Raw genomic sequence first — 26197 nt, forward strand, 5'->3', positions numbered from 1 at the left:
GCCCAACATGGGCCGGTTTTTTTTGAGGTGATCATATGAGGGGTATTTACATATTTCTCGGTAATCTTCTTATGATTGTTGCAGTTGTTATTGCTCTTCTCTTTGGTGGTGGTCAGATTGTAAACTCAGTGCTCGAAGGGAAGAGCATTGATATTGGCATCATGGACTTCTTGTTTCCCATTACACTTTTCGTGACGGGTTTTTTCCTTCAGTATTGTTCTCTTGTCAAGCGAATAGCACTGCCGGTTTTAGAAGAGCTTCTTCTTGCCGCTACTCTAGTACTCTATATAAGGGAGAGCCTTGCGGGAGGGTTTACCTGGTGGCTTCTTCCGTTGAGAGATTATATACCTTCTTCTTTGATGTTTACCATCATAGGTTATTTGTTGCCGGGAATAGTCGTGTTCACGATGGCTGCACTGATAGTATTAATGATAATGATCTCCGGTGAAAAGGAAGAGAAATAGACTGCTTTCACGAGATCAGCTGTTCGCTGTAGTTAGTTAGGAGAAACAAGTAAGAAGGTTTAGCGCATCATGGACCTTGTCAGACCTTTCGTGGTCCCAATCTTTGGTTGCTAGGAGCTATCCCAGCAAATATATATAGTACGGTCGAAACTACTTCACTGCTCAGACATACAAAAGTTTTGGCTAGCTTGTTTCCCTCTGCATAGGAATCCCCGAAAAGTTCGGTTTTGGGAAAGACTAGTCAACTTAACCGAAAGTTTTCCCCTGAGGGTACGTTAGGCAGGATTTTAGAGCCTTGAAGCAAAAGAGTTTTAGAGATATTGCATAAGGGAGAAGGAAGCGTCAGTCGGTCTTATGATAGCTCTTTTTTAGGTATGTCGGCGGTCTCATTTCGAAGTTCAAATCTTCAGCAAAAAACAGAAAAACGCTTGAATTCCTTCTACAGGTAAGTGTTGTCTACTCTCAAAATGCTGACTCATCTGGGTTTTTTTGGAAGAAAAAGAAAGCGAAATCTTAATATCCAGAAAACAGATGTGTGAAGATAGACCAGGAAAAGATGGCCTCGGAAGTCAAATACGATGGCAAATACGTTCTAAGAACGAACACAAAACTCACCGACAGAGAGGTTGCTCAATCACACAAGCTACTGTGGAAAGTAGAGAGGGCCTTCAGGGAACTGAAGAGCGGACTCGATCTTCGCCCCATATAGCATTACACAGATGTGAGGGTGAAGGGACACATAATGATCTGTTTCCTTGCACTTGTAATGGAGACTGCCTTATGCAGAAAGCTGAAAGAGATTGGAAGTACTTTCTCTTATGGAGAAATACTCGAAGACTTGACAGAGATAAGGGCAGTTGAGATAACGGTAGAAAACAAACGCTTTCTTGCAAGGACTGAAACGACGATGGGCAATGCTTACGACGCTTTCAAAGCACTCAAAATAAGACCGCCAAATCTACTTAAAGAGATTACATAATAGACCACTGTGGTGGTACGTCTGTTTTTCTTTTCATTTTTCCCCATGTTTAGCTGTTTTCAGATTTCTTGCTGTCAAAGTTGAGCCAAAGAAAGAAAGCGGGTCATCCGACCCGCTGTATACAATCAATCTATTAGGTTCTTAGGTTTAGTACCCTAGAGATCTTGGGTCAAGAGCATCTCTCAAGGCGTCGCCTAGAAGGTTGAATCCCATGACCACAATGAATATGAAGATACCCGGTATAAGAAGCCATGGAGCTTCAGTCATTGCTTTAATGCTTTGCGCCTGTGAAAGCATCAACCCCCAGCTTGCAGAAGGCTCTGTGATCCCTAGGCCCAGGAAGCTCAACCCGGCCTCGCCCAGTATATAGCCTGGTATAGACAGAGTAGCGGCTACAATAATGTAGGTTGCCGTGTTTGGAATAATATGCCTTAGTATTACACGAGAAGACGGATAGCCCATAGCTACCGCAGCCTGGACGAATTCCGTCTCCTTTAGACCTAGAACCATTCCACGAATGACCCTTGCCATTCCAGGCCAGCCGATGAAGCTTAATATTACCACTATTAGCAGATAGGTCAAATGCGATGGAATGCTGGTGGGAAGTATTGCCCGCAATGAGATTAGCAAGTAGAAACTCGGGATAGACATCAAAACTTCTGTTACTCTCATTAGTATCTCGTCAGTAATTCCACCAAAGTAACCGGCAGCACCTCCAATTGATAGGCCAAGAGAAAAAGTTATCATTATAGCAAGCAAACCAATACTCATGGAGATTCTTGAGCCTGCCAGAATTCTTGAATAGACATCTCTTCCGTATCTGTCTGCTCCGAATAAAAGCAGCTTCGAAGGCTGGTCGGTACCGAAAAGATGAATGTCTGTTGGGATCAACCAGAAGAGCTTGTATTCCCAAGACTTCACGAAAAATTTAACAGGGTACTTCACGGTTTCGTAAGTCTTGACTTCAGGTTCAACGATTACCCCAAGAAGAGTTGGAGAGATTTCAAGCTCGGCAAGAAACTCTTGAGCAAGCTCCACATCTCCTCCGTCAAGATCGATTATTTCGTTGTAAAGACTTATGGCTTCAAGAACAACATCGTCAATTTCATCCTCTTTCTGAGCGAAGACTCTGTGAAGTGTCCTTTCAGTCACCACCTTCACAGGCGGTCCAATTTTTTGAAGCTCTCTAAACCTGCTAGGGCTCAAAGAGTCTATTGTAGTTTTGTTCGTGGTTTCGCTAACCTGTGTCCTCTCGAAAAGCTCCAGTTCATTCAGTTTGATGTTCTGGATAATGGAATAATCTGGTTGCCCTATGTTAGCTCGATTTCCATCTGCGTCTAAAGCGTATCTTTCGGTCTTTATTGTGAGAAAGATATCTTTTACTCCGTTCTCACCCTTCCTAAATGTGATTTCCTCGCCTGTGGACTTGTCGATTGCTGTCAGCGCTCCTACGGAAACACCTTCAGCAAAAGTCGTTCTGTATGTTTCTGGATCCCGTTCCATGACCCAGGCATAAATGTAAGGAGCGGTGAGCTTCCCTTCTTCATCTGTCCAGTGAACTTTAGATGGCGGGGCAAACGATAGACCCTGAGTCTGCTCGTAAGGGCTGTTTGGCGCAAGGAAATCTGCGAATAACGCAATTAGGTACATTATAATCAGTATCCAGAGGGAAAGCAAACCCAACTTGTGCTTTCTCAAGGCTCTCCAAACGAGCTGCCAGCGGCTCATGTATTTTACTTCAAAGAGATCCTCTTTGCTGATCTCCGTGCTCTGCAATGTATTATTATCGACAATATCTTTCTTCTTCATTTCACACCCCTCAGCTCAGCCTATAACGTATTCTGGGATCGACCCAGGCGAGCAACAGATCAGCAAGCAAATTGCCGATTACCAGAAGTACAGCAGAAAGGAGTAATGTTGCCATAACAAGAAACAAATCCTGAGCGTTTAAGGCTTCTATAACAAGTCTTCCCATTCCAGGCCAACCAAAAACCGTCTCCGTCAGGACCGCCCCCCCAAGCAAGCCGGAAAGTGCATATCCAAACATAGTAACGATAGGATTTATTGCATTTCTTAATGCGTGTTTATATATGACATTCTTCTCGGGCATTCCCTTTGCTCTTGCGAAGAGAACATAATCCTGCCTGAGTTGATCAAGAAGCTGACCTCTCATCTGTCTCATCAGACCGGCCAACCCGGATGTGCCAAGAGTGACCATCGGACCTGCAACATGCCAAAGGTAGTCTCCAATCTTTCCAAAGAAACTCATGTCGCCGAAGTTCTGAGATATTATCCCACCTATTGGGAACCAACCGGTTTTTGCCGCCATAAAAAGCCACAGCAGTGCAAAGAAGAAGTTTGGAATTGAGATGCCAATAAACGCAAGAAAGGAAAAGGCCTGATCGCTGGGAGAGTACTGATGAAGCGCAGAATAAATACCCAGAGGAATACCAATTCCCCACGTGAAAATCAGAGTGCTGATGCTCAACAAAAGAGTTGCCCCAAGTCTTCTCCACACCAGTTCGAAAACTGGAATTCTATAGCTGAAAGAGTACCCGAAATTACCTGTAAGAACATTACCCAACCATTTGAAATACTGTACAAATACATTCTGATCAAGCCCAAACTGACTTTCGAGAACGGTGATTTGCTCCCTCGAAATGGAAGGGTTCAATCTGTATGCATCCAAAAAATCTCCAGGGGCAGCGGATATAATCATGAAGGCCAGTATCGAGACCCCAAGCAAGACGGGAATTGCAAGAATCAGCCTTCTAACTATATATTTCAGCACCTCATTCCCTCCTCAATACTTTAGCTGTTTTGCGAATGATTTCGACTAATATTAGTAAAAGCGGGAGGAAAGCCCTCCCGCTTAATGAAACGCGCTAAATTACTCTTTCCACCAACCTTCAAGCTGGTAAAGAAGACCAGTGGCAGGTGTAAGCTTTTCCACCGGCATCCTTATGTTGTTCTTGTAAACATAAAGGAAATTCTGAGCCATTGTAAAGACCACTGGCTGATACTCTGCAAAAATCATCTGGAACTCCGCAAACAAATCATATCTGTCCTGATCGTCAACTGCGGACGTCTGGAGTCTGTAGATCTCGTCTACTCTCTTCTCCCAGTCCGGAAGAACGTAAATGTCTTCCGTTATGTGGTCATCAGGATTGTAATCCGGAGGGTAGTTCCAGAAGTGCAAACCGCCATCGAGCCTGTAAACGTTCCAACCTGTTCCGGGGTCTACACTGCCGGTTAAACCGATTACTACAGCTTCATAGGTTGCATCAGTCAGTCTTGAAACAACGGTATTGAAGTCAATGGGTCTAAAATTGACCTTGATTCCGAGCTTCGCAGCACCATCTACTATGATGTTGCTAATCGCTTCTCTTACAACGTTTCCAGCGTTCGTAAGAAGTTCAAATTCAACTGGGTTTCCATTTGCGTCGACACAGGTGCCGTCTGCGAGCCAGTCGAAGCCGCCTCTCTTTAATTCAAGTCTAGCCCTTGTGATTGAATACTTGTAAGCGAACTTCTCGATTTCGGGATTGTAGAAGCCGCTGGACGGTGATACGGGTCCGTACAGTGGAGAACCGAGTCCGTTGTATAGGGATTCAATGATGGCATCTCTGTCCATTGCATATACAAAGGCCCTTCTGAATCCGTCGTTTCTGAACCATTCTCTCTTGACCGGATCTGTGGCGTTGAAATTAAAGGTCACGAATTGGGATCCAAGAGCAGGGCCACCAACACCCGTTATCCAACCCTTTTCTGCGGCCATTTCTGCTAGCCTTGGGAACTGCTCAGCAGTTGGTCCGTAAAGGTCAAGTTCGCCTGCTTCGAATCTAAGAAGAGAAGTGTTCTGGTCTGCAAGAAGCTCATAATTTAGCTTGTCGAAGTAGGGCAGCTTAACTCCGTTGCCATCGACTTTCCAGTAATATGGGTTTCTTTCGAAGACTATTCTTACACCTTCGATATAGTCTGTTATTACGAATGGTCCCATTCCAACAAGTTTGTCAAAGTCTGCAATTGTCCAGAATTCTGCGTAAGTCCCGTTGGCAACGACTTCCTCGAGAACGTGCTTTGGCATTATCGGGCGGAAGCCAATCTGCCTCAATGCGGTAACCATAGGGACAGTCCATGTGAAAGAAATCGTTGTGTCATCGACGATCTCAACCACTGGCAGCTGATCGTTCGAGTCTAGGTAAGAGCCGTTCCCGTTTGCCGTGTTCTCGGGAATGAAAGACACATCGACAAATGTCCAGTAGACGTCATCGATAGTAAAAGGCTCACCGTCAGACCACTGGAGACCTTCTCTGATCTGAACGAAGAATGTCAGTCCGTCTTCAGAGAACCACCATTTTTTGGCCAAGCCAGGAAGTGTAGGCATGCCGCCCTCATCGGATTCGATTAGAGTTGCCAGTATGAATCCAAGAGGATCGGTTGAACTGGTTTCCTGTGCCCAGTCATAGTTAAATGTCTTTGGATCTCCCAAGCCCCAATAATAGAAAGTGCCTCCGGGCTTGCCGTTCCATGTCTCTTCTACGTGGTACTCAGTAGCGGCAAAAAGAAATCCTGCTGCAATGAGAACCACTAGAAGCACTGAAAGTTTCTTCATTTACTTTCCCCTCCTTGTTCTTGAGATGTGGAATAAAGATGGCACGCAACAAAATGATTCTCATCCACCCTGACCATGGGTGGATACTCCTTAGTACAAATATCCATCCTGTATTTGCATCTTGGATTGAAGAAACAACCCGTAGGTCTGTTTATCGGACTCGGTACCTGTCCGCCGACAAGGTCTTTACGATTTCGTTTCTTCTTTGGATCTGGTATAGGAGCGGCGGCAAGAAGAGCCTTGGTATAGGGATGCAACGGATTCTTAAAGATCGACTCACTATTACCCTGCTCTACGATCCTTCCGAGATACATGACAGATACTTCTTGAGATATGAACCTCACTAAAGAAAGGTTGTGAGAAATGAAAACATAACCTGCGTTAAGCTGTTCCTGAAGTTTCTGGAACAGATTTACAATCTGTGCCTGAACGGATACGTCTAATGCGGAAGTCGGCTCATCGAGGACAATTAGATCGGGGTTGACGCTTATCGCCCTTGCTACGGCAATTCTTTGGCGTTGGCCACCACTGAACTGATGAGGATATCTATCGACGTGATATGGTTTCAGGCCCACCTGAACGAGCAATTCCTTTACCTTTTCGATGGCTTCATCAAGATCCTTTGCAAGTTCGTGAAAGAGAAGCGGTTCGGTGAGCATCTGTCCTACCGTCATTCTTGGATTCAAAGAGGACATTGGATCTTGAAAGACTATCTGCGCCTTTCTCCTAAGGAGTCTCTTCTTTTGATCTGCCTTTTCAAAGAGATAATCAATGGCCTTCGATGCATCTCTGTTCGCTCTATTATAAACATCGTACATCTTCTTCTCGTATGGTTCAAATTCTGAATTATCACCATTGTTGAATCTCGCAGTATCAAAGTATTTCGCCTTAAGGTATTGCTTTGCACGACGCTTCTTCATGAAATAAAAAGTTGTGTCTTCTTCGTCAATGAGCATTTCTCCGTCGGTTACTTCAAGCAGGCGGACTATCGATTTCCCTATTGTCGTCTTGCCACAGCCGGATTCTCCAACGATACCAATGGTCTTGCCACGATCGACGGAAAACGATACGTCATCAACTGCCTTTACGAAACCAACCACTCTTTCAACCAGGAAACCTTGTTTTATTGGAAAGTACTTCTTCAGATTTCTAACTTCAAGAAGCTTCATTCTTGAGCCTCCTTGACCAGCAACACTCTATTGGTGATTGGGTTCCAGCACCTGACAAAATGATTATCCTTAAGTTGTTCAAGCCTTGGTAATTCCTTATAACACCGATCAGTTGCCCTTGAACACCTTGGAAGGAAGGGACAAAGGTTTGGAGGATTAAGCATTATTGGCGGCTGGCCAGGAATCGGAAGAAGCTGATCTTGCTTTATATCAAGTCTAGGTATGCATTCAAGAAGAGCAAAAGTGTAGGGGTTCATTGGATTTTCAAAAATCTCCATTGAATCTGCCATTTCCATTTGATAGCTTCCATACATGACACTGATCTTAGTAGCTATTTCGGCGATCACCGCCAAATCGTGCGTGATAAAAATCATGCTACTATTGAACTGCTCTTGAAGGTCCTTCATCAGTTCAAGAATCTGAGCCTGGACCGTAACATCCAGAGCAGTTGAAGGTTCGTCGGCTACCAGAATCTCTGGATCGCACGAAAGCGCTATTGCTATTACTACTCTTTGACGCTGGCCTCCGGACAACTGAAAGGGGTAGTCATTAATCCTCTCCGAAGGTTTGGGAATTCCTACTTGCTCAAGCAATCTTATTGAGCGTTCCCTTGCTTCCTCTTCGGTAACCTTTTTGTGATGGACAATAGTTTCTATCATCTGGTTCCCAATTGTGTACATCGGGTCAAGAGAAGTCATGGGGTCTTGAAAAATCATTCCGATGTGTTTTCCCCTTACCTTGGAAAAGCTTTCTTTAGGGAGCTTGACCAGATCAATATACTCCTTTTCTCCATTCTTGCTGAACTCATCCGTGAAAAATAGAATTTCACCCCCGGCTATAAAACCGGGACTGTCAGTCATCCCAGCAATGGACTTGACTGTAACACTTTTCCCCGAGCCAGTCTCCCCAACTATTCCCAAGACATCGTCCCTATGAAGATCGAAAGACACATCTTGAACGGCCTTAACAACTCCCTCGGCCATGTTGAAGTGAGTAGACAGATTCTTTACCGAAAGGATTGGCCTTTCCTGCAACCAAATCACCTCATATTCATTTTTCGCGTTATCACCCACGGAGTTAATGAATGCTACTGTATAATTATTACATATATTTGCACATAATATCAAGTGGCCGGGGGCGGTGTATGTTAGAAGCAGTAAGGGAAATATGGTTTGTAGAAGGTACTACCTACATCAAAATATGTTACGGAAATGTTTTTGTTGATGGTGAAGCGGGACAACTTGGAGACCGTGGAGAGGTAGATTCTTTCAAAATAAAATCTGTGAAGAAAATTGGAGACGAGGTTGTCTTAGAAATCGATGGAAAGATTGAAAAGAATAAGGGCGAAATGGTAGATATTAGGATCGATGAGGAAAGAAGAATAGATATCTCACAGCAACACACAGCTCAACACCTTCTTTCTGCTGTCTTTCTAAGCGAAATGGATGCCGAAACCGTAGGATTTCAGATGGGCGAGGAGTACACAACTATTGATCTCTCACTTGGAATTCTTAAGGATGATATGATCGATTATGTAGAGAGGCTTTGCAACAATTTTATCGGTGAGGATCGTGCGGTAAGGAAATTTGTTGTCGATAGGTCTGAAATCCAAAAATACCATCTTAGAAAAGAGATCAAGAGAGAGATCACTGAAAGCGAAAGAGAGATAAGACTTGTCGAAATAGACGGGATAGACCTAAGTGCCTGCTCGGGTCTTCATGTGGAACGTACTGGCCAGATTGGTTTATTGAAGATTTTGAAACACGAGAAAGTGAAAGGGTCGCTCACCAGAGTCTATTTTGTTGCAGGGAAAAGGGCTTTGAATGATTATTTCACTAAACATAAATTGATCACAAATTCCTCCCTCTTACTAACGTGCAGTTATTTGGATCTGACGGATAGAATTGCGTCTCTAATTGATGAAATCAGACAAGACAATTCGAAAATCAGGAGCTTTTCTGAAAGACTGGCGGGTTATGTTGCAAGAGAGATAAACGGATCAAAGTCACGAGTTATCTTTCTTGAGGATGAAGAGAGTATACTCGCTTCGATTCCAAGATTTGTCACACTTGAGGAGTATCTTATCATTGGAAAGTCTGATGATAGAATCCTTCTTTTCTGTAAAGGATACGATTGCCGAGAGGTTCTCACCAGGATAAAAAAGGAGTTCGACGTCAAGGGGGGATCCGGCAAAGAGAGAGGCCAATTTGTTTTCGACGGTGAGTTTGCCTCAATAAAGGAGCTGATTGAGAATAGCTATTGATTATCTAGAAGAAGTTGGTGAGCGATTTGAAGACAAGAGTACCCCCAAACAGCATTGAATCGGAAGAGGCGGTAATTGGAAGTATCTTGATAGATCCAGATGTTGTTCCGGATGTCATGGAACTCCTCACAGGCAGGGATTTTTACTCACGAAAGAATCAGCTGATTTTTTCCACGATGGAGAAGCTTTTCGATGAAGGAAGCCCTGTAGACATAGTTTCGGTGACGGAAAGACTGAGGACCGGCGGAGTCCTTGAGGAAGTTGGGGGTGAAGTCGAGCTGGCAAAGCTAGCCGATGTCGTTCCAACCTCTGCGAATTTCTTTTATTATGGTAAGACAGTAAAGGAGAAGTCATTACTTCGATCGCTCATAGCGGCGGCAAGTTCGATTGTCGAAAACGCATACGAAGGAGAAGACACGGACGAGATCCTGGACAACGCTGAGAAAGCTATTTTTCAAATCACCGAAGCCCAGATATCCAAAACCTATCAGCACATTGGAAAGATAATGCATGAACTGTTTCACAATCTGGAAAGGTTGAAAGAAAACGCCCTTACAGGAAGAATTACCGGAATAGCATCTGGGTACAGAAGACTCGACCAAGTCACTACAGGATTTCGACCATCCGATCTCGTCATTGTTGCATCTCGACCTTCTATGGGTAAAACTGCCTTTGCTTTGAGCCTGGCAAGCAACATGGCGCTGAAGTTTCAGCTACCGGTAGCTGTTTTTTGCCTAGAAATGTCCAAAGAACAGCTTGCACAGCGGTTGTTGTGTAATGTGACGAATTTTGAGCTGTCTCGGCTTCGCGCCGGAGATATCGGAAGCGAGGAGTGGAAAAGGCTAACAAATGGAGCCAGTACTCTCCAGACCGCGCCAATAATCATTGACGATGAGCCATCACTTGATCCTAGAACCTTGAGAGCCAAGGCAAGACGGATAAAGATGGAACACAACATTCAGGTTCTATTTGTCGATTACCTTCAACTAATGCATACTAAAAGCAGATCGGACAACAGGCAGCAGGAAATCTCGGAGATTTCGAGATCTATGAAGCTCCTCGCAAGGGAATTGAACATCACTGTTGTTGCTCTTTCGCAGCTTTCAAGGGCAGTGGAGCAAAGAGAAGATAAAATGCCGCGTCTAAGTGATCTTCGTGAATCGGGAGCCATAGAACAGGATGCCGATACCGTTATGTTTCTTTACAGAGAGGACTACTACAAAGACAAGAGTGAGGTCAGTGATTCACCACAAGTAACAAAAGTCATCATCGGGAAACAGAGAAATGGTCCAGTCGGTACTGTAGAACTAATGTTCCATCCAAAGACCGCAACTTTCTATGATAAAGCCTTTGAGGCTGAAAAATGATTGAAGCCCGAAACCTTACGAGAAAGTTTGGGACTCTCGTAGCTGTAGATAGATTGAATCTTAACATTGCTTCCGGTGAAATATATGGCTTTCTTGGACCAAACGGAGCGGGAAAGACAACTACCATAAAGATGCTCACAGGAATTATCTCTCCTAGTCTGGGAGAGATATTTATCGACGGTCTTGACATGCAAAAGGACCTAATGGAGATCAAGAGGTTGATTTCAGTTGTCCCTGATGAACCAAAGATGTACGAGAATCTAAAGGGGCTGGAATTCGTCAAATTCATTATTGACGTCTATCGGCTCCCAGTGAAGGAAACGCTTAAAAAGCTCAATGATCTGGCGGAAGCCTTCAAGATCGATTATCTTGGGAAATACATAGGTGATTATTCGCATGGAATGAAACAGAAGCTGATGGTTGCAATTGCTCTGATGAGAGAACCATCAGTGGTCTTTCTTGACGAACCTACAGTTGGTCTAGACGCCTCGAGCGCGGGAAAGCTGAGAATCTTGCTCAGAAATATGGCCGATAATGGAACAACTGTGTTTATGACTACTCACGTTCTTGAAGTGGCCGAAAAGATGTGTGATCGAATCGGGATAATCGATAGCGGAAGGCTGATCGCTGAAGGTACTCTTTCAGATTTGAAAGAGAGTTTTGGAAGAGCTGAATCAAGTCTAGAGGAACTCTTCCTTGATATAACGGGCGACGGAGAAACCGGGCTATCTATTGAAGGTTTCGAAGGGGAAGCGTGAAGATGCGACTTCTTCTTGTTCAGGAGTCTCTAATAGGAATGCTGGCTGTGTCGATGTTTTTTTGGAGCGCCTCTCTCTCAAGTGCTGCGTTGATAATTGCGATTGTACTTGGATTGCTTGTTTACAGACCGGAGCTGGAGAATAAAATCGTTTCGAAGGACAGTTTACTGGAAATGGTCAGGGGAGTACTGAAGAGACCATTAACAATGGTTCTAATAGTTGCGATAATCGTAATGCGTAGTCCAGGTGCTTACTCGATTCTTGCGATCATTTCTACCATTTGTCTAGTTACTTCTCTTGCATCGGTCTCCTTTCTTATCTTCAAAGAGCTCAGAAGGATAAGAGAGAATGTCCTGGCCATTTTCATTACCGTCGCTTCAATTATCTCGGGATGGCTATTTCCCGATTTTCTCTCCGCTCCATTTTTCAGTGGTAAGTTCCTCCCATCCTTTTGGATCTTCGGAATATCGGAAGGCGATCTCGTCGGCTTCCTAATGGTATCAGTATTGTCGATATGGCTTTTTAGAATGAGGCATAGATTAGACAAGAATACGTAGATTACGATCCCAAACAAAGCCTTAACTATAGAAAACTTAATGCGTAGTACAATCTAAGGGAAATCATTGAAGGGAGTTGAAAACAAATGCAAGTATCACTTGATCAGTTTTTGGGAGCAATCATGTCGAGAGTAGATAATCTGGAGGCAACTATAGACGATTTAAGACTGAGAACAAATATCGCCATGCGTTTGGTTAAGTCGGTCGTTCCGGAACTTACTAGAGACGATGTTGAGAAGGCAGTTAGTGAAGAGCTTGAAATCACAAAGAACGCCGGTATGATGGAAGAAAGCGATGAGATTGAGGAGATTTCTTCAAGATTGACAGACAGCATCTTTGAATGGCTGCAGGGTGATGTAGCTGAACTGAGAGAAAAAATGGATGCCTACAGAAAAAAACTACAAGAAGCTATGGAAGCCGAAAAGAACAGAGTAATCGATGTCGCTCCTGCGGGTTTTGTGAATCAGCTTGGCCAGGAAAAGGGTCAAAAAAAGGGAAAGCTCCTGTTTTAGAAGATGAACTGAGGCGCATAGCGCCTCAGTTTCCTACATATCCCTCAATAAGCTTCAAAGTGTTTTCAAGTGCTTTGTAATGTGTCCTTTCATATCCGTGAGACGCTTCTACTCCTGGTCCAATAAGACCGAACCTAACATCGTATCCCGCTCTCAAAGAAGCTTCTACGTCTGAACCGTAGAATGGATAAATGTCAACAGAATAGTCGGCGCCAACTCTTTTTGCCGATTCAATAAGGCTTCTGACAACTGTGCTATCATAAGGACCTCCCGAATCTTTGGCACATATTGAAACGACATACTCGTCGGTTCTAAGAGTATCGCCAACGGCACCCATATCGACTGAGATGATTTCTTCGCTGTCATCCGGCATTGCGGCCGATGCGCCGTGACCCACTTCTTCGTAATTTGAGAAGAATAGGTAAGTCTTCCTGGAACAGGTTACCTTGCCTTCCGAAACTCTTCTTGCAAAATCAAGCAGAACGGCAACACTGGCTTTATCGTCGAGGTGTCTTGACTTCACGAAGCCATTCTTTGTCACAGTTGCTCTAGGATCGAAAGAGACAAAATCACCTGCCTCGATTCCCAGCTTCTGTAGATCTTCGGCGTTCTTGAGTTCTTCGTCGACACGTATCTCCATGTTTGCGATTTTTCTTTCAAGAGATCTGGCATTTTCGAAGACATGAACTGAAGGTGAGATCGATTGAATAGTCCCGCTGAAAGTCTTTCCCGTCTTTGAGTGTATGATGCAGTTTTCATTTTCTATGCTGTTCATTGTGAAACCACCGACGTTCGTTATTTCCAGGCGTCCGTTAGGCTTCAAAGACTTCACCATCGCTCCAAGCGTATCGACATGAGCGGCAAGTACTATTGGGTTTCCCCTTCCACCTATTTCAACTACAAGAGCTCCCTTTCTGGTTCTTCGAGGACTGAATCCAAGCCTTTTTAACTCGGAGTCGAGATAACCGATGATTGAATCTGTAAATCCAGATGGACTGGGAATATTAACAAGATCGACAAGCTCTTTCACTATATACAATTCACTGTAGTTCACAAAGACTCCCTCCGATTTTATCTGAGCATTCCTCTAACAATCATATCGGTTGCCTCTTCTTCAGTCAGTCCCTTGGACATAAGGGTCTCCATCTGCTTGACATTTACTCTCCCTATCGAGGCTTCGTGGGTAAGCTCGGCCTTTTCATTTCTCACGTACAATTCGGGAACTGTTCCAACCTCAACAGAGTCGCCTTTAATTATCTCGTTGCATTCTATGTGTCCCTTTGAATAGGCCGCATTTCCATAAGCTTTATTGATGATCTTCGCCCTACTCCTGTCTGTTGCAAAAACCGTGGTCTTTGCTATTCCCGAAGAGCCTTCACCGTTAAGATACAGCTGCTCGTCTATTTCGAGATAATCGTCATCTCTCTCGTAAACCTTGGATTCTATGTGGGCCGACGCGTCTTTTTCAAGATCAACATTCATCTTTACGAAGAGCTTGCCTACCCTGGTCTTAGTTAGATAAAAGAGATTCTGGAATCTCCCGCCTTCTCTAACTACCGTATTGTAGGTTGCCTTCACGGTTACTCCACCGTCTTTGCTGTGCATGTGAGTGTCTTCGTAAAGCATTTCGGAGTAATTCCCCACATCGGTATCTGCAATCATGGAATGAGTAAAATTCACACCGCTGGGGAAAACACAGTGCGATATGAATTTTGCCTTGGTGTGGTCTCCAAGACGGTTATGAATAAGAACCTCTTGGGTACCTTCTGGTTTGAGATAACCTGTACAGAGATGAATGGGGTTTTCAATAACCGTTCCACCATCAATTTCAAGCCAGATTTCCACTCCGTTGGTTAGTTCCTTTGCTCTTACGTGGACTCCATCAACCGTGTTTCTGCCAATAACCTTATTACCGCTTACAATTATAGACACAATGTCCTTTCTCAAGAAATCTGAAACATTTCCACCGGCTCTCTCGTACTCTTTGGCAATGGCGGTGAATTCTCTTTCGAAGTTTGAGTTAATCATCTATCTGTCCGCCTTCTGTTATAGGTTCATTTATGTGTTGACAGTTATCACATAGCTTTCTGTAGAAATTCACTATTTCCTCAGGCTCTCCGGAAGCCAGAATTCTTCCTCCACAAAGAAGGAAGGCCTCATCGGCCATCCTTGCGATTTCTTCTCTGTGAGTAATGATTATCACTATTGAGCCTTTGTCACTGAGTCTTTCCAGCACTCTTTCTATCATTTCCATTGACATAATATCTATACCGGAATCCGGTTCGTCAAGAATTGTTACCTTTGGACTAATGAGAATTATCGAGGCTAATTCTACTCTCTTCCTCTCCCCGCCGCTAAGGGATTCATCGACGAATCTATCCAGATATTCATTATTTAGTCCTACAACTGACAGGGTCTCATTGAGTTCTTCCTTTGAAAGCTTGAGTTTTCCACCCAAAGTCAGATACTCCTTTACTGTTAATCCTTGAAATCTAACCGGTTCCTGCCAGCCAAGAGTAATACCCTTCCTTGCTCTCTCAGATACAGAAAGAAGATCTATCTCTTCTCCATCAAAGACAACATTTCCTTCGTAGTCTCTGTGAGATTCAAGACCCATTAGAACATATGATAATGTTGATTTTCCAACACCATTATTGCCGAGTATCGCGTAGACACGCCCCGATTCAAAGGTGGCCGTAAGGGTGTTTAGAATCTCTCGCTCATCTCGAACCAACTTTATTCCTTTAACTTCTAGCATCCACATACCTCCATTACGATTACCACTATCATAAGTCCGATTAATAAAGTCCGCAATGCCTTGAATATTACCTGTGTAACACCCATGTGACTTTTGGTCCTTACCAGGTTGAATAGAGTTCTTTGAATCTCTCCATTTCATTCAAAACTGTTTCTGCCTTCTTCAGGTTTTCTCCGGCAAACCTTTCTTCTTCAATATTCCTTGAAATCTCCGAGGACTTATCCAGACACCATTCATACACCCCATCGTACAGGTTATTGAACCACTCTCTGGGAACGTACTCTTTTAGCGGAGTTAGCTCACCGATCGCTCCAAGAGGAACAACCTGGTCAGTAGTTCTCATCACGTTCCAGGCGAAAACTTCCTTTTCTGCCAGCTCCAGTATCTTGTCAAGAGCATTTAGACCGTAAGCTAGAAGAAGATTTCTTGCGTACTCTCCATATATGCTGTCATTCCCTTTTAACCATCCTCCAGGATTATAGGCTATTGCTACGTCATAAAGCAGATTCAGATTGTCTTTCTCTGAAACAGGGATCTCTTGTATCTTATGCACAAGATTATTCAAACCAACGGTATCAGTTACGTAAGGTTCGAGCTTCTCGAGTTCAACGGAAATTCTCTCTGATGAGACAATTACTCGAAAGAGCAGACTTGCTGCATTTCTTACAACCTGCAGATCGGGTGATGTCTTTATAGATCGCAAAAGCGCATCAATAGCATCAAGAGTTACTTGATAATCGATCAATAGTTCTGTGTTGACTTCTTTCAAAAGGTCGGAAACATCTGTCGCAGCAAGATCCGGCTTTAGCAGACTTTGCAGTTCTTTGAGATAAGCGTGGTCGATTTCCAGTCCAGGCAGCATTCCGCAAGGTAATACGTCGTTGGTAAGCCAGGAAGAGAAGATGTCTTTTCTCGAAAATATCTCTCCGAAGGCATTGCCAATATTGTTGCCTGACATGTTGAGCTTAAGTCGAAAGTCTTCCTTTCTCTGAGGTGTCAAGTACACGTACCCCAGGTATGCTTCTGCAAGATACTGACTACCGGAAATCTCTCTTGCAGTTGATAGATTTCTCAAGGCCGAGTAAAAACTGTCTGTTGAATCCCTCCTCGCATTAAGAAGAGCCGAAGAAGCAGATCTCAGTTTAGAATTCAGCCCCGACAGGGTAGATTCATATGCTTCTTCACGGTCCTCGGAAGCTATTGATTCGAGCAGTTCGGTCGGTGCGCTTGGATACATCTCCTGAAGAGTTTTTAGCCTTTCAGAGATATACTGTCCTTCTTGAAGATTCGCATACTTATCTTCAACGTTCTCCAGAGCCTCGATTTCTTTTTTGATGCTTTCTATGGAGCTTATCAGCTGTGGCACTTGAGGATTTATGGCCTCAATCCTTCTATAATCTATGTAGCCCTTGGTGAAAAAACCTTCTGAAAAGAAAGTGCGGCTCATCAAGACAGTGGTGGTCAAAGCGAAGATCACCAAAATAAGCGGGACAAGTTTTCCAACATTGAAAGTAATTCTTTTTTCTTCATTAAAATCGGGGCTCATGAGGAAACCAAAGAGAAAGACTGCAAATAAAGCATTGGGCATCAGATGACCCGGGAAAGAGAGTATTGAATGCGCGAAAATTACAAGGAGACCGGCCGTGAGAAAAATGTACTGGACAATCTTATCGATTGAGGGGGTTCGCCTTACAACCCTGATTGTGTACAGAAACATTGAGAGAATAAACCAGGCAACAATAGCCATTCCTACCATTCCCGTTTCACCCAGTTGCTGAAGGTATTCATTATGAGTTCGGATACTGTTCAGGCCAGCAACATACATGTAATCAGGTTCTTCCAGAAGAACCCTTCCCATGTTCTCTGTAGAAAGGTACTTGTAAGAACCAAAACCAGTACCGAAGATAGTCGAGCCTTTCCACTGTTTAATTGCTGCCTTCCACTGAAGAACTCTTACGTCCACTGAGACGTTGTCTTCAGTTGTATAGGTTAGTCTCTCAGAGAAACTGAACCGCCCACCCGTCAGAAAATTGTCTCCAGAATATACAATCATTATAATTATGGCCGCGAATATTAGCAAGATTAGGAACAATTTATTGAAAACTGTGGCAAAGGGCCTCAACCTAAACTTCAGAAGTGAGATTATCAAGAAAACCGCTAGAAAGGTAAATGATCCTATTACCGAGTAATATACGGCTCTAGTTTGACCTATCAAGATCACTATCAGGAAAATGGAGAAAACACCCAGGTAAAAAATGTGTCTGAGCTTTTCACGCTTCCACAGAACTCTACTTGAGATAGTAAGAAAGGCAGTGGGGAATAGCAACATTGCCATGAGGTCCGTTGTGAAATTCACATTGCCGATGACTGAAGATAGGTTTCCTCTTGTAAATGGGTTGTTCTCCGTTCCCCACAGCAGACCGTGGCCAGTATAAAAGGAGAAAAGTGCATCGACTGCTATGACAAGCCCCGCAAGAACGAAAACTTGAAGGATGAACATCAGTCTATCGGGTTTTTCTCCAGATATCAGTAACGAGAAGAGGAGGAACAACAGCAAATTCATCGCAAAACCGAGAGATGTCAGAAAGACATTGGGTAGAGTATCCAGCAGCTGGAAAGTCGTCAAACATGCGTAAATGCCAAACAACAAAGCAAGAACCTGAGGAAATGAAATACTCAGCTTGTAGGATCCCCTAACCGCCCTTAGAGAAACAAAGACGATAAAAACAGATATGGCGACCGATGCGAAATAGAACTTTGGTAGGCCCATGTCCCACGTAAAACCTTTAATAGCGAACAGCGAAGATCCAAGAACAAAGATGGTATAAAAGAAGTATCTTCCCTTACACATAGTGCCTCCCACCGTCCCCCTAATGAATGCCTGGATTTACTATTAACAATGGCAAAAGAAGCATCACCCAACCACAGTAACTATTACCTCCCGGTTTCTAGGTCCGTCAAATTCACAGAAATAGACGCACTGCCAGATTCCTAGCATCAATGAATTGTCTCTGAAGGGAACAGTAACTGAAGAACCCACTAGAGACGCCTTTATATGCGCATCGGAATTCCCTTCCATGTGCTTGAATTCTCTGTTCTCGGGTATGCTCTCGTCCATCCAAAAGAGAATGTCACGCACGACATCTGGATCGGAGTTTTCATTGATCGTTACTGCAGCAGTCGTATGCGGTACGAATACATTCACAAGCCCGTAAGAAGCCGTGGATTCCTTTACAGACTGGATAACAAGCTTCGTAATGTCTATGAACTGACTTTTGCGTTCCGTTTTTACGCTGTATCGCATGGTGCATCAGTGAAAGACAACGTTTGTGATTATTACCACATATCCGTTGTGTTCCTCAAGCTGAACCTTAACGTTTTCTTCTTTGACTTTGTACTTGTCGGCGACATAGGTTTTTATCTGGTGTACCATATCTTTTCCGCTATTCTGGAGAATATCCTGGGGAATAACCTCCCTTACAGGAACAGAGTATCTCCTTCCTCCGGTAATTGAATCAAGTCTATCTTTTGCTTCCTTTCTACTTCCCTCAGTTTTTTTCTTCTTCCTGAAAAGTCCAAAGAACATACGCTTCAACTCCCTCTTAATTTCTTCTGAAGATGCGCTTCAGGAATTCAAGGAATCCTTTTGATCCGTGCTCAAGAATGTCATGCTCAACAGGAATTGGTTCTCCCTGCATCCTCAAAGCAATGTTCTCGAAGACCTTTCCGATTCCTTCACCATTTCCGTTTAGAATAACCGGTACACCCTTATTTGTTGCAATGATAACCTCGTCACTGTCCGGTATGATTCCTATTAGATCAATAGCGAGATTACCCTGGATATCCTCTCTGGTGAGCATGTCACCACGTTTGACCATCTGGATTTTGAAGCGGTTTATCAGGAGCCTTATATTTGTCTCCTGCATTCCCGAGTTTTCGAGAAGTCCAATAACTCTGTCGGCATCTGTGATAGCCGGCAGTTCAGGAGTAGTCACTATCAGCGCCTTTTCAGCTGCAGCTATTGCATTTCTAAACCCTCTCTCTATTCCTGCAGGTGAGTCGACGATGATATAGTCAAACTTGGGATACAGTTCTGCAACCATCTTTTTCATGTCCTCGGGTGACAGCATTTCCTTTGTTGCTATCTGCGAGGCCGCAAGTAGATAGAGCCCTTTAATCTGCTTGTGCCTAACAAGCGCCTCTGAAGCCGTTACCTTGCCATTGGCGACATCTAGAATCGTGTGCACAACCCTATTCTCGAGGCCAAGTGTAATATCTAGGTTTTTGAGACCAATGTCTGCATCGATAAGACAGACCTTAGCCCCTTTATTTGCAAGAGCACAACCTATGTTGGCTGTAATTGTAGTCTTGCCGACCCCCCCTTTTCCGGAAGTCACAACGTATACTTTGGCCATATCTATCTACCTCCAGCCGTTAGACTTTTCTGAATTATAGCATTACAATGGTACTTCAACAGTATCTGGCGCTGCATTTAGAAATCACACAGTTCAAAGACACGAAATAAGCAGAACTTAAGATATCTTGTCTCGAATATAGAGCTAACCTCCGGATGGTCAAGCGGTTGGCCCCCTCTAAATGAGACTATTCCGACCTTTTTGCTGTCGTGAAAGGCATCGTTGATAGTTCTCATCCAGTCATCTTCAGAAATGATTTGTGTACATGAGGAAGATGCCAGAAGAGATCCGCTTACAGCCTTTTTTATCACTCTAAGGTTGAGTTCCTTGTACCCTCTCAAAGCACTTTTTTTCGAAGACGGTGATTTTGCCATTGCTGGAGGGTCAACTATCACAAGATTGTGACCGGCGAGTGATTCTTCTCTCAAATAGTCGAATGCATTTGCCCTGACAAACTCGCATCTACTGATGAATCCATTTATTTCAGCCGTCTCTCTTGCGACTGAAAGTGCGCGTTCCGAAGAGTCAACCAACGTCGCCCTATTAGCCCCTTGGCTCAAACAATGAAATGAGAAGTTGCCGGTATATGAGAAAACATCAAGCACATTTCTTTCGTTCGCGTATTTTGACAGTTTCTCCGCGTTGTCCCTTTGATCTAGGAAAAAACCGGTCTTTTGCCCTTTTGTGTCTGCAAAGAAAGTAACCCCATTTAATGAAAAGGGCAGCAACTCTGGCCCGCTACCAAAAAGCCACTCTTCTTTTGATTCTAAGCCTTCTTTTGTAAGGGAGATTCCCTCGCTCTTTTCAAATATCCCCTTTGGTTTCAGTGTGGCTATCAAAGCTTCAATAATCTCGTTTCTGAGAACTCCAATTCCTAGAGTGTTAAACTGAACGACCAGCCAGTCAGAAAATTTATCCACTATCAATCCCGGTAGTCCATCGGCTTCGCCAAAGGTAACTCTCAAGGCATTGCCATATCTAAGCAAAGAAGATTTCATCCCCAATGATCTTTTTAGCTTTTCTGCGAAGAAATCAGTATCGATACTGCAGTTTCTTCTCGTTAGGAGTCTCACTCTGATGGAAGAGTCCGGATTATAGTATCCTCTTCCCAGAAACTGTCCGGAATTGGTCAATACATCTACTATGCAACCACCTTCAACAGAGTCGGCTTTTTCGATTTCATTGTCATAAATCCATGGATGGCCAAATGCGATCCTCCTTTTTATCGACCGCTTCAAGACAACTCTTGCACTCAAATGTTATTGATCCTCCTGTACAAATCCATGAAGAACTCTTTGTCGAAATCACCTGGAGTCTTCTTCAGGTGTGATGCTTTTGAAGTGTAATCTGACCATTCGTTTATTTCTTCATCTGAGATTCTCAAGAAGATTCTTCCAGAGATAAACCTCTGTATAAAAATCTGAAGTTCATCGAGACTCTCAAAAGGATCGATTGCAGCGCTTATTCTATCTTTGTCGGCCTCTGCAATCTTCTTGAAGATCTCGACCAAAATTAGAGCATTTGCCATACCGTGTTTTACATTCTTGAATGAAGAGAGTGGATAACCAGCTGCATGAACAGCAGTTGTTCCCGTATGAGCGATTACTATTCCGGCGAGTGTTGCGGCAAACTGCATCCTTTCACGCAAATCAATATCATCCTCATCCAGCAGTATTCTGTCGAGCGAATCTTTAATGAGCCTGTTTGCTTCTCTTGAAAGAGTTTTTAGCAGGGGATTTTGTCCCTTGTTAACGACTTCGCCTTCCAAAGAATGGGATAATGCGTCAAGTGCGGTAGCAATGGTTACATCTAAAGGCATTGTCACAGTGTATCTCGGATCGAGAAAGGATATCGCTGGAAAGATCGATGGCATCCCAAAGCCTTTTTTCTGTCCATCGGCATTTGTAAGAACCGAGTACTGAGTAACTTCACTACCCGTACCCGAGGTAGTAGGTATGGCGACTATTGGGTGAGACGGAAGGTTCTTTCCTCTGTATAGGTCCTCGCAACTGCATCCGTTCATTCCGACTGCAGAGATCGCTTTACCTGCATCGAGAGGGCTTCCTCCGCCAATTGCGATTACAAAATCACATTCATTTTCTGAAAGAAGCCTTCCTCCTTTTTCGACTGTAAAGAATGAAGGATTCTCTTCTACCTCATCGAATATTGAACTCGGAATATCTAAAGCTTCTAGCATCCTTAGTACTTCGTCGAGTGCTCCGCTTTTCTTTGCTGAGGATTTTCCAGTAACTATGAACGCTTTTGTGCCGAATTCCTTAAGCAACTCACCGTTTTGGCCGATTACTTGTCTACCTGCAAAGACCCTTGTCGGCAAGAAGTATTTCCACATTCAATCACCTTCTTGCTAGGAGTTTCTTGAGCAACTCTTTTGATTCATTCACCGTGTTTTCAAGACGAGACCAGTAGTCTTCCTTAAGATTCACCGGCTTCTTCAAAGAACTGTTGATTGATAGGCTCAAGCTCTCACAACTTTCTTCAAAATAGAGATTGCAGTTTTTGTCCAGAGACCTCACAAATCTATCAAGCTTAGTATTCTTCTTCCACACGAAAGGAACGCCCAATGAGATCGCCAGAATCACTCCATGAAGACGCTCTGTGATTATTAACTCTGCATTGTTAAAAACCTCAATCATTCCCTCAAGATTCTCTGGAGGTTTTCTTACTTTGAATCCGTTTGAACGCGCCTTGGATTCAAGTTCGCTTCTCTTTTGCTCATCGTGGTGATTATGAAACCCTACGGCGCAAACTTGTGATAGATTATTCAATCTGAGAGAATGGAGTACATCGTCTACACTGGTTCCGTTTTTCAGAACTATTACCGCTAAGCCATCAATCGTTTCACGCTTCTCGGGTATTATCCTTTTTTTTCGAAGGTAGTATGGTCCATAGTCTGTTCCGAGGATTGCTTTATTCGATATCGATGCAAAATGTTTGTAACTTACGGCGTCTCTCATGACTCCGTAAGTAAGCGGATCACTGAGCAACTTGTTCAGTGCCTTCCTGTTTGCGGTTTTACTTAATGGGCCAAACCCTTGGGAAAGAAAGAGCAGTGGTTTGTCTTTCTTGAGAGTGTACTTTGCAATCTCGTAATAGTACAAAAAACTCCTCCAGCTTGTCTGATCCTGAAGGAGATTTCCCCCTCCAAATACGGTTAGAATCGAGTTCTTGATGGAGATTTGGAGCTCTCTTATGCTGAAGCGCTTAATTATCCTTACATCCAGTTTTGACGGAAATCTGTGGGCTATGTGGTTTATGCTCGGTGAGGCGGGCAGATAAATCGGTCCTTCAAATTCTATCTCTTCGATCAGGGATAGTGATGAAAGCAACAGAAGATCGTCGCCAAGGTTATCATATCCATAGTAACCCACCAGCGTCAGCCCGCCAAAAGAAAACTGTCTCACCTCAAAACCTCCAGGAACATTCAACGCTAATATTCTAACACATGTGAATCATCGAACACGTTGTTCACAAAGCACTGCAAGGGATGTAGAATCTAGTTATGCACGATGCGCTCCGGCGAAGAAGTACACCTTTTCCTTTTTTGTTCTATCTTCTGGCGACCATGCTGGGAGAGCTAATCATATTTTCTTCAATCTGGATGGATAGCGGTTGGCTTTCTTTAGCCCTTCTCGCGCTTTCCGTAATGCTTATCTCTTCGAAACAAGTCAGCCCGTTTGCCTGGGTCTTGTTCTTTGTGATGGGCTGCCTTGTACAAACCTTCACTTTGAAAATGCTCGATCCTGGAAAAGTTGAGTATGTCGGCTATGTTTCGAAAGGTGGAACGGGAAGGATCGAAGCAAGTAATGGTAGACTTCTCCGGGATGGCGAATGGATTTATCTTCCCCCGGCCGTAAATATCGATTTGTCAGACAGAAAAGCCGTTGCCTTTCCCGGGCAGATCGTGTGGTCTGCTGGCAGGCTTAAGAGGAGCGACACGTATCCTTTGTTGACAATCGAATCGGAAGTAGAAGGCTGCATTGATAGGTTTGAGATAATCTCTCTTCCCGGGAAACATATTGCTGGTCTGCTTTCAAAATACGAACTTGACAATACCATTGCCGCTGCAGTCTTTACTGGTGACAGAAAGCACATAGAATATGAATTGAGGAGAACGATATCTGATCTTGGAATCGCCCATTTGTTCGCTGTTTCAGGCTTGCATGTAGGACTGATGTATCTTCTAGTTCACAGCGCACTTTCTTTCCTAATGGTCGGAAGGAATTCCAGAATAATAGCTTCGATTTCTCTGCTTTTCTTATACACATTGTCTACAGGACCTGCTATCTCCGCCTTGAGAACATTTCTCATGCTTTTATGCTATTCGATATTCAGGATTATCGATTATCGTCAGCATCCACTGAATATCCTTGGACTTTCTGGAATGATAATTGTGATGGTTCAACCATCAATTGTTGCATCGATCTCATTTCAGCTGAGCTTCTTTGCTACGGCTGCGCTGCTGATATTCCTGCCAGAAATCGAAAAGAAGAGCCTTATATACCAAGCTTTTCTAGTTGGTGCAATTGCCCAGGCGGCAATTGTTCCTCTTTCTTTGACCGCATTTGGTACGTTGTCTCTTGTCGGAATTCCTTTGACTATTCTAATGGTTCCGATGTTCGTAATGCCGTCTTACATAGGGATGATAGCCATATTGGTATCAGATTTTCTGGGAATCGAAGTGGTAAGTTCCTTTATTTCGGGAAGCCTCAGAACAATGTCGAACATAATGGGAAAGGTTACAGCATCTATCGGAGAAGCGATTCCGGCAATGCGATTCGAAGCCTTCCCGGCTTATTTTATTTCGTTGCTTGTACTTTTCTTGTCTTTCATTGCATTCTGGCATTTAGGGCACAAGCCGTAAAATTTCAGTTGATGGTCCTCTATGGTGTAACCGGTCCTCGACTTCACAAGCTCTTCAAGTTCTTCGAGGTTATCAAGATGAAATTCGACGACGGCACCACAATTGCTGCAAATTACGTGATGATGGTGGTGCTCACCCTTTTCAACGAGTTCATACCTCACTACTCCATCTTCAAAAACGATCTTTCTGAGAAGCCTTATATCGGCGAGTAGCTCAATCGTCCTGTAAACGGTTGCCTTGCTTATTCTGAAGTTCTTCCCCTGAACCTTATGGTAGATCTCATCCGCACTCAAGTGCTCTGTGCCAGCTTCAAGGAAAAGTCTGAGAATTAATTCCCTTTGAGCTGTCATTCTTTGATTTCTTTTTTTCAGTTCTGCCTTGAGCTGATCATTTCTCATGACAGCCTCCAAAAAGCCGAACTACGTTACATAATCGGCTTAATGTCTATCTTCCAGCCAGTCAACTTTGCGGCAAGTCTTGCATTTTGGCCACCTTTTCCTATTGCTAGGGAAAGCTGAGTTGGCGAGACAAAGACGGTGGCCTCGTGGTTTTCGATATTTGCAACCTTCACTTCAAGAGCTGAAGCAGGTGCGATTGAGTTTCCAACAAACTCCGCAGGATTGTCGCTCCACCTTAATATATCAACTTTTTCGGGTTTTATCTCCCTGAGGACTTCGGCTATTCTTGTCCCGCTTTCTCCAATGCAAGCCCCTACAGGATCGACTTTTGTGTTCTGACTGAATACGGCTACCTTAGTACGAATACCCTCTTCTCTGGCTATGGCCTTTACGGTTACGTCACCACTTGCTATTTCTGGAACCTGAAGTTTCAAGAGTTCTATAACGAAGTCCGGGGTTCGTCTTGTAACGAGTAAGCGAGGTCCTCTAACAGATTTTGTGACATCGACAACGTAGACTTTCATAAGTGAATTCAGTCTTGGCTGTTCCCCGGGAATGAGTTCCTTAGTTGGGATCCTCGTTTCGAGTTTCCCTATCCTCAAATCGATCCACTCGTCAGTGACTCTAAGAACCTCAGAAGTTGTCACCGTTCCCTTCATATCGACGTACTTATCAAAGAGGTTCTCTTTTTCTTTTTCACGTATCTTTTGAATAAGAACCTGTCGAGCCGTTTGAGCGGCGATCCTCTTGAATTTCTTAATGTTGAGTTTTCTCTCAACTGTTGAGCCAATCTCCGCCGAAGAATCGAGTTTTAAAGCTTCTTCCAGCTTGACTTCTAAAGAGGGGTTTTCCACAGCCTCGACCACCAGTAGTTTTTCAAAGACTTCTATGTCGCCTGTAAGCCTGTCGATCCTGACATCGACATCGCTCTCGGACGCGAAGTTTTTCTTATAAGCACTCTGGAGAGCTTTTTCCAGTATGTCTATAACCTCTTCCTTTTCTATATTCTTCTCATCTTGCAGTTGATCAAGGGCTTCCAAGAGATTGAGATTCATGTGAA

The 26197-nt window shown here is 43.8% G+C and carries 24 protein-coding genes and 1 pseudogene; 8 read left to right on the plus strand and 17 right to left on the minus strand.

What is annotated here, in order from left to right:
- The first annotated feature begins 35 nt into the window (after nucleotides 1-35).
- Both V513_RS04155 and V513_RS14395 read left to right on the plus strand, forming a co-directional pair.
- Nucleotides 36-464 carry a hypothetical protein gene (locus tag V513_RS04155; RefSeq protein WP_099771832.1) on the plus strand — a complete coding sequence of 143 codons (429 nt, stop codon included), beginning with the start codon at nucleotides 36-38 and terminating at the stop codon, nucleotides 462-464.
- Nucleotides 465-976: 512 nt separating this feature from the next.
- Nucleotides 977-1443 (plus strand): annotated as a pseudogene (locus tag V513_RS14395) (IS1634 family transposase); the annotation flags it as partial.
- Between the two features lie 147 nt (nucleotides 1444-1590).
- Here the strand turns inward: V513_RS14395 and V513_RS04165 are convergent.
- From V513_RS04165 to V513_RS04185, 5 genes are all read right to left on the minus strand, one after another.
- Nucleotides 1591-3252 carry an ABC transporter permease gene (locus V513_RS04165; protein ID WP_099771833.1) on the minus strand — a complete coding sequence of 554 codons (1662 nt, stop codon included), beginning with the start codon at nucleotides 3250-3252 and terminating at the stop codon, nucleotides 1591-1593.
- Nucleotides 3253-3262: 10 nt separating this feature from the next.
- Nucleotides 3263-4234, minus strand: coding sequence for an ABC transporter permease (locus tag V513_RS04170; RefSeq protein WP_006491888.1), 972 nt, complete (start codon nucleotides 4232-4234; stop codon nucleotides 3263-3265).
- Between the two features lie 99 nt (nucleotides 4235-4333).
- Nucleotides 4334-6058 (minus strand): ABC transporter substrate-binding protein, encoded by a 1725-nt coding sequence (locus tag V513_RS04175; protein ID WP_006491889.1) that lies wholly within the window; start codon nucleotides 6056-6058, stop codon nucleotides 4334-4336.
- Nucleotides 6055-7227 carry an ABC transporter ATP-binding protein gene (locus V513_RS04180; RefSeq protein ID WP_006491891.1) on the minus strand — a complete coding sequence of 391 codons (1173 nt, stop codon included), beginning with the start codon at nucleotides 7225-7227 and terminating at the stop codon, nucleotides 6055-6057. The genes V513_RS04175 and V513_RS04180 overlap by 4 nt, the downstream gene beginning before the upstream one ends.
- Nucleotides 7224-8261: an ABC transporter ATP-binding protein gene (locus V513_RS04185; protein ID WP_099771834.1), complete on the minus strand. Its 1038-nt coding sequence runs from the start codon at nucleotides 8259-8261 to the stop codon at nucleotides 7224-7226. Before V513_RS04185 ends, V513_RS04180 begins: the two co-directional genes overlap by 4 nt.
- Before the next feature lie 110 nt (nucleotides 8262-8371).
- Here V513_RS04185 and V513_RS04190 point away from each other — a divergent pair, with 110 nt between their 5' ends.
- From V513_RS04190 to V513_RS04210, 5 genes are all read left to right on the plus strand, one after another.
- Nucleotides 8372-9490: an alanyl-tRNA editing protein gene (locus V513_RS04190; protein WP_014730198.1), complete on the plus strand. Its 1119-nt coding sequence runs from the start codon at nucleotides 8372-8374 to the stop codon at nucleotides 9488-9490.
- A 17-nt stretch (nucleotides 9491-9507) separates the two neighbouring features.
- On the plus strand, nucleotides 9508-10857 hold the full coding sequence (gene dnaB, locus V513_RS04195) for a replicative DNA helicase (protein WP_180274832.1): 1350 nt from the start codon (nucleotides 9508-9510) through the stop codon (nucleotides 10855-10857).
- The gene (locus tag V513_RS04200) at nucleotides 10854-11615 is read left to right on the plus strand and encodes an ABC transporter ATP-binding protein (RefSeq protein WP_099771836.1); all 762 of its coding nucleotides are present in this window, start codon (nucleotides 10854-10856) and stop codon (nucleotides 11613-11615) included. Before dnaB ends, V513_RS04200 begins: the two co-directional genes overlap by 4 nt.
- A 2-nt stretch (nucleotides 11616-11617) precedes the next feature.
- Nucleotides 11618-12172, plus strand: a complete 555-nt coding sequence (locus V513_RS04205; protein ID WP_099772279.1) for a multidrug transporter — start codon at nucleotides 11618-11620, stop codon at nucleotides 12170-12172.
- A gap of 86 nt (nucleotides 12173-12258) precedes the next feature.
- Complete coding sequence (locus V513_RS04210; RefSeq protein WP_014730201.1) at nucleotides 12259-12684, plus strand: hypothetical protein; 426 nt, start codon at nucleotides 12259-12261, stop codon at nucleotides 12682-12684.
- A gap of 25 nt (nucleotides 12685-12709) precedes the next feature.
- On the opposite strand, the gene V513_RS04215 is transcribed toward V513_RS04210, so the two are convergent.
- From V513_RS04215 to V513_RS04260, 10 genes are all read right to left on the minus strand, one after another.
- Nucleotides 12710-13738: a M42 family metallopeptidase gene (locus V513_RS04215; RefSeq protein WP_014730202.1), complete on the minus strand. Its 1029-nt coding sequence runs from the start codon at nucleotides 13736-13738 to the stop codon at nucleotides 12710-12712.
- Nucleotides 13739-13755: 17 nt separating this feature from the next.
- Nucleotides 13756-14712: a SufB/SufD family protein gene (locus V513_RS04220; protein ID WP_014730203.1), complete on the minus strand. Its 957-nt coding sequence runs from the start codon at nucleotides 14710-14712 to the stop codon at nucleotides 13756-13758.
- Nucleotides 14705-15442: an ATP-binding cassette domain-containing protein gene (locus V513_RS04225; RefSeq protein WP_014730204.1), complete on the minus strand. Its 738-nt coding sequence runs from the start codon at nucleotides 15440-15442 to the stop codon at nucleotides 14705-14707. The genes V513_RS04220 and V513_RS04225 overlap by 8 nt, the downstream gene beginning before the upstream one ends.
- 100 nt (nucleotides 15443-15542) lie before the next feature.
- Nucleotides 15543-18293, minus strand: a complete 2751-nt coding sequence (locus V513_RS04230; protein ID WP_014730205.1) for an O-antigen ligase family protein — start codon at nucleotides 18291-18293, stop codon at nucleotides 15543-15545.
- A 63-nt stretch (nucleotides 18294-18356) separates the two neighbouring features.
- Nucleotides 18357-18746, minus strand: coding sequence for a secondary thiamine-phosphate synthase enzyme YjbQ (locus V513_RS04235; RefSeq protein ID WP_014730206.1), 390 nt, complete (start codon nucleotides 18744-18746; stop codon nucleotides 18357-18359).
- 6 nt (nucleotides 18747-18752) lie between these two features.
- Nucleotides 18753-19028: a cell division topological specificity factor MinE gene (locus V513_RS04240; RefSeq protein ID WP_006491911.1), complete on the minus strand. Its 276-nt coding sequence runs from the start codon at nucleotides 19026-19028 to the stop codon at nucleotides 18753-18755.
- Nucleotides 19029-19044: 16 nt separating this feature from the next.
- Nucleotides 19045-19857 (minus strand): septum site-determining protein MinD, encoded by an 813-nt coding sequence (gene minD, locus V513_RS04245; RefSeq protein WP_006491912.1) that lies wholly within the window; start codon nucleotides 19855-19857, stop codon nucleotides 19045-19047.
- A 77-nt stretch (nucleotides 19858-19934) separates the two neighbouring features.
- Nucleotides 19935-21113 (minus strand): class I SAM-dependent rRNA methyltransferase, encoded by a 1179-nt coding sequence (locus tag V513_RS04250; RefSeq protein WP_099771837.1) that lies wholly within the window; start codon nucleotides 21111-21113, stop codon nucleotides 19935-19937.
- On the minus strand, nucleotides 21110-22207 hold the full coding sequence (locus V513_RS04255) for an iron-containing alcohol dehydrogenase family protein (protein WP_099771838.1): 1098 nt from the start codon (nucleotides 22205-22207) through the stop codon (nucleotides 21110-21112). Before V513_RS04255 ends, V513_RS04250 begins: the two co-directional genes overlap by 4 nt.
- A gap of 4 nt (nucleotides 22208-22211) precedes the next feature.
- Nucleotides 22212-23279, minus strand: a complete 1068-nt coding sequence (locus V513_RS04260) for a polysaccharide pyruvyl transferase family protein (protein WP_006491915.1) — start codon at nucleotides 23277-23279, stop codon at nucleotides 22212-22214.
- A gap of 98 nt (nucleotides 23280-23377) precedes the next feature.
- On the opposite strand from V513_RS04260, the gene V513_RS04265 reads away from it, so the two are divergent.
- Nucleotides 23378-24739 (plus strand): ComEC/Rec2 family competence protein, encoded by a 1362-nt coding sequence (locus tag V513_RS04265; RefSeq protein ID WP_006491916.1) that lies wholly within the window; start codon nucleotides 23378-23380, stop codon nucleotides 24737-24739.
- On the opposite strand, the gene V513_RS04270 is transcribed toward V513_RS04265, so the two are convergent.
- Nucleotides 24670-25137, minus strand: coding sequence for a Fur family transcriptional regulator (locus tag V513_RS04270; RefSeq protein WP_014730211.1), 468 nt, complete (start codon nucleotides 25135-25137; stop codon nucleotides 24670-24672). The genes V513_RS04265 and V513_RS04270 overlap by 70 nt on opposite strands.
- A 26-nt stretch (nucleotides 25138-25163) precedes the next feature.
- Nucleotides 25164-26192, minus strand: a complete 1029-nt coding sequence (nusA, locus tag V513_RS04275; protein ID WP_006491918.1) for a transcription termination factor NusA — start codon at nucleotides 26190-26192, stop codon at nucleotides 25164-25166.
- Nucleotides 26193-26197 lie beyond the last annotated feature (5 nt).

This window comes from Mesotoga sp. H07.pep.5.3, assembly GCF_002752615.1.
GTDB lineage: Bacteria > Thermotogota > Thermotogae > Petrotogales > Kosmotogaceae > Mesotoga > Mesotoga prima.

Bases quoted from the DNA above. Each gene is read 5' to 3' on its own strand.
- V513_RS04175 (WP_006491889.1), bottom strand. From the start codon at position 6,058: ATGAAGAAACTTTCAGTGCTTCTAGTGGTTCTCATTGCAGCAGGATTT.
- nusA (WP_006491918.1), bottom strand. From the start codon at position 26,192: ATGAATCTCAATCTCTTGGAAGCCCTTGATCAACTGCAAGATGAGAAG.
- V513_RS04190 (WP_014730198.1), top strand. From the start codon at position 8,372: ATGTTAGAAGCAGTAAGGGAAATATGGTTTGTAGAAGGTACTACCTAC.
- V513_RS04235 (WP_014730206.1), bottom strand. From the start codon at position 18,746: ATGCGATACAGCGTAAAAACGGAACGCAAAAGTCAGTTCATAGACATT.
- V513_RS04255 (WP_099771838.1), bottom strand. From the start codon at position 22,207: ATGTGGAAATACTTCTTGCCGACAAGGGTCTTTGCAGGTAGACAAGTA.
- V513_RS04180 (WP_006491891.1), bottom strand. From the start codon at position 7,227: ATGAAGCTTCTTGAAGTTAGAAATCTGAAGAAGTACTTTCCAATAAAA.
- V513_RS04165 (WP_099771833.1), bottom strand. From the start codon at position 3,252: ATGAAGAAGAAAGATATTGTCGATAATAATACATTGCAGAGCACGGAG.
- V513_RS04220 (WP_014730203.1), bottom strand. From the start codon at position 14,712: ATGATTAACTCAAACTTCGAAAGAGAATTCACCGCCATTGCCAAAGAG.
- V513_RS04265 (WP_006491916.1), top strand. From the start codon at position 23,378: ATGCACGATGCGCTCCGGCGAAGAAGTACACCTTTTCCTTTTTTGTTC.
- V513_RS04200 (WP_099771836.1), top strand. From the start codon at position 10,854: ATGATTGAAGCCCGAAACCTTACGAGAAAGTTTGGGACTCTCGTAGCT.
- V513_RS04210 (WP_014730201.1), top strand. From the start codon at position 12,259: ATGCAAGTATCACTTGATCAGTTTTTGGGAGCAATCATGTCGAGAGTA.
- V513_RS04225 (WP_014730204.1), bottom strand. From the start codon at position 15,442: ATGCTAGAAGTTAAAGGAATAAAGTTGGTTCGAGATGAGCGAGAGATT.
- V513_RS04205 (WP_099772279.1), top strand. From the start codon at position 11,618: ATGCGACTTCTTCTTGTTCAGGAGTCTCTAATAGGAATGCTGGCTGTG.
- minD (WP_006491912.1), bottom strand. From the start codon at position 19,857: ATGGCCAAAGTATACGTTGTGACTTCCGGAAAAGGGGGGGTCGGCAAG.
- V513_RS04230 (WP_014730205.1), bottom strand. From the start codon at position 18,293: ATGTGTAAGGGAAGATACTTCTTTTATACCATCTTTGTTCTTGGATCT.
- V513_RS04155 (WP_099771832.1), top strand. From the start codon at position 36: ATGAGGGGTATTTACATATTTCTCGGTAATCTTCTTATGATTGTTGCA.
- V513_RS04270 (WP_014730211.1), bottom strand. From the start codon at position 25,137: ATGAGAAATGATCAGCTCAAGGCAGAACTGAAAAAAAGAAATCAAAGA.
- V513_RS04240 (WP_006491911.1), bottom strand. From the start codon at position 19,028: ATGTTCTTTGGACTTTTCAGGAAGAAGAAAAAAACTGAGGGAAGTAGA.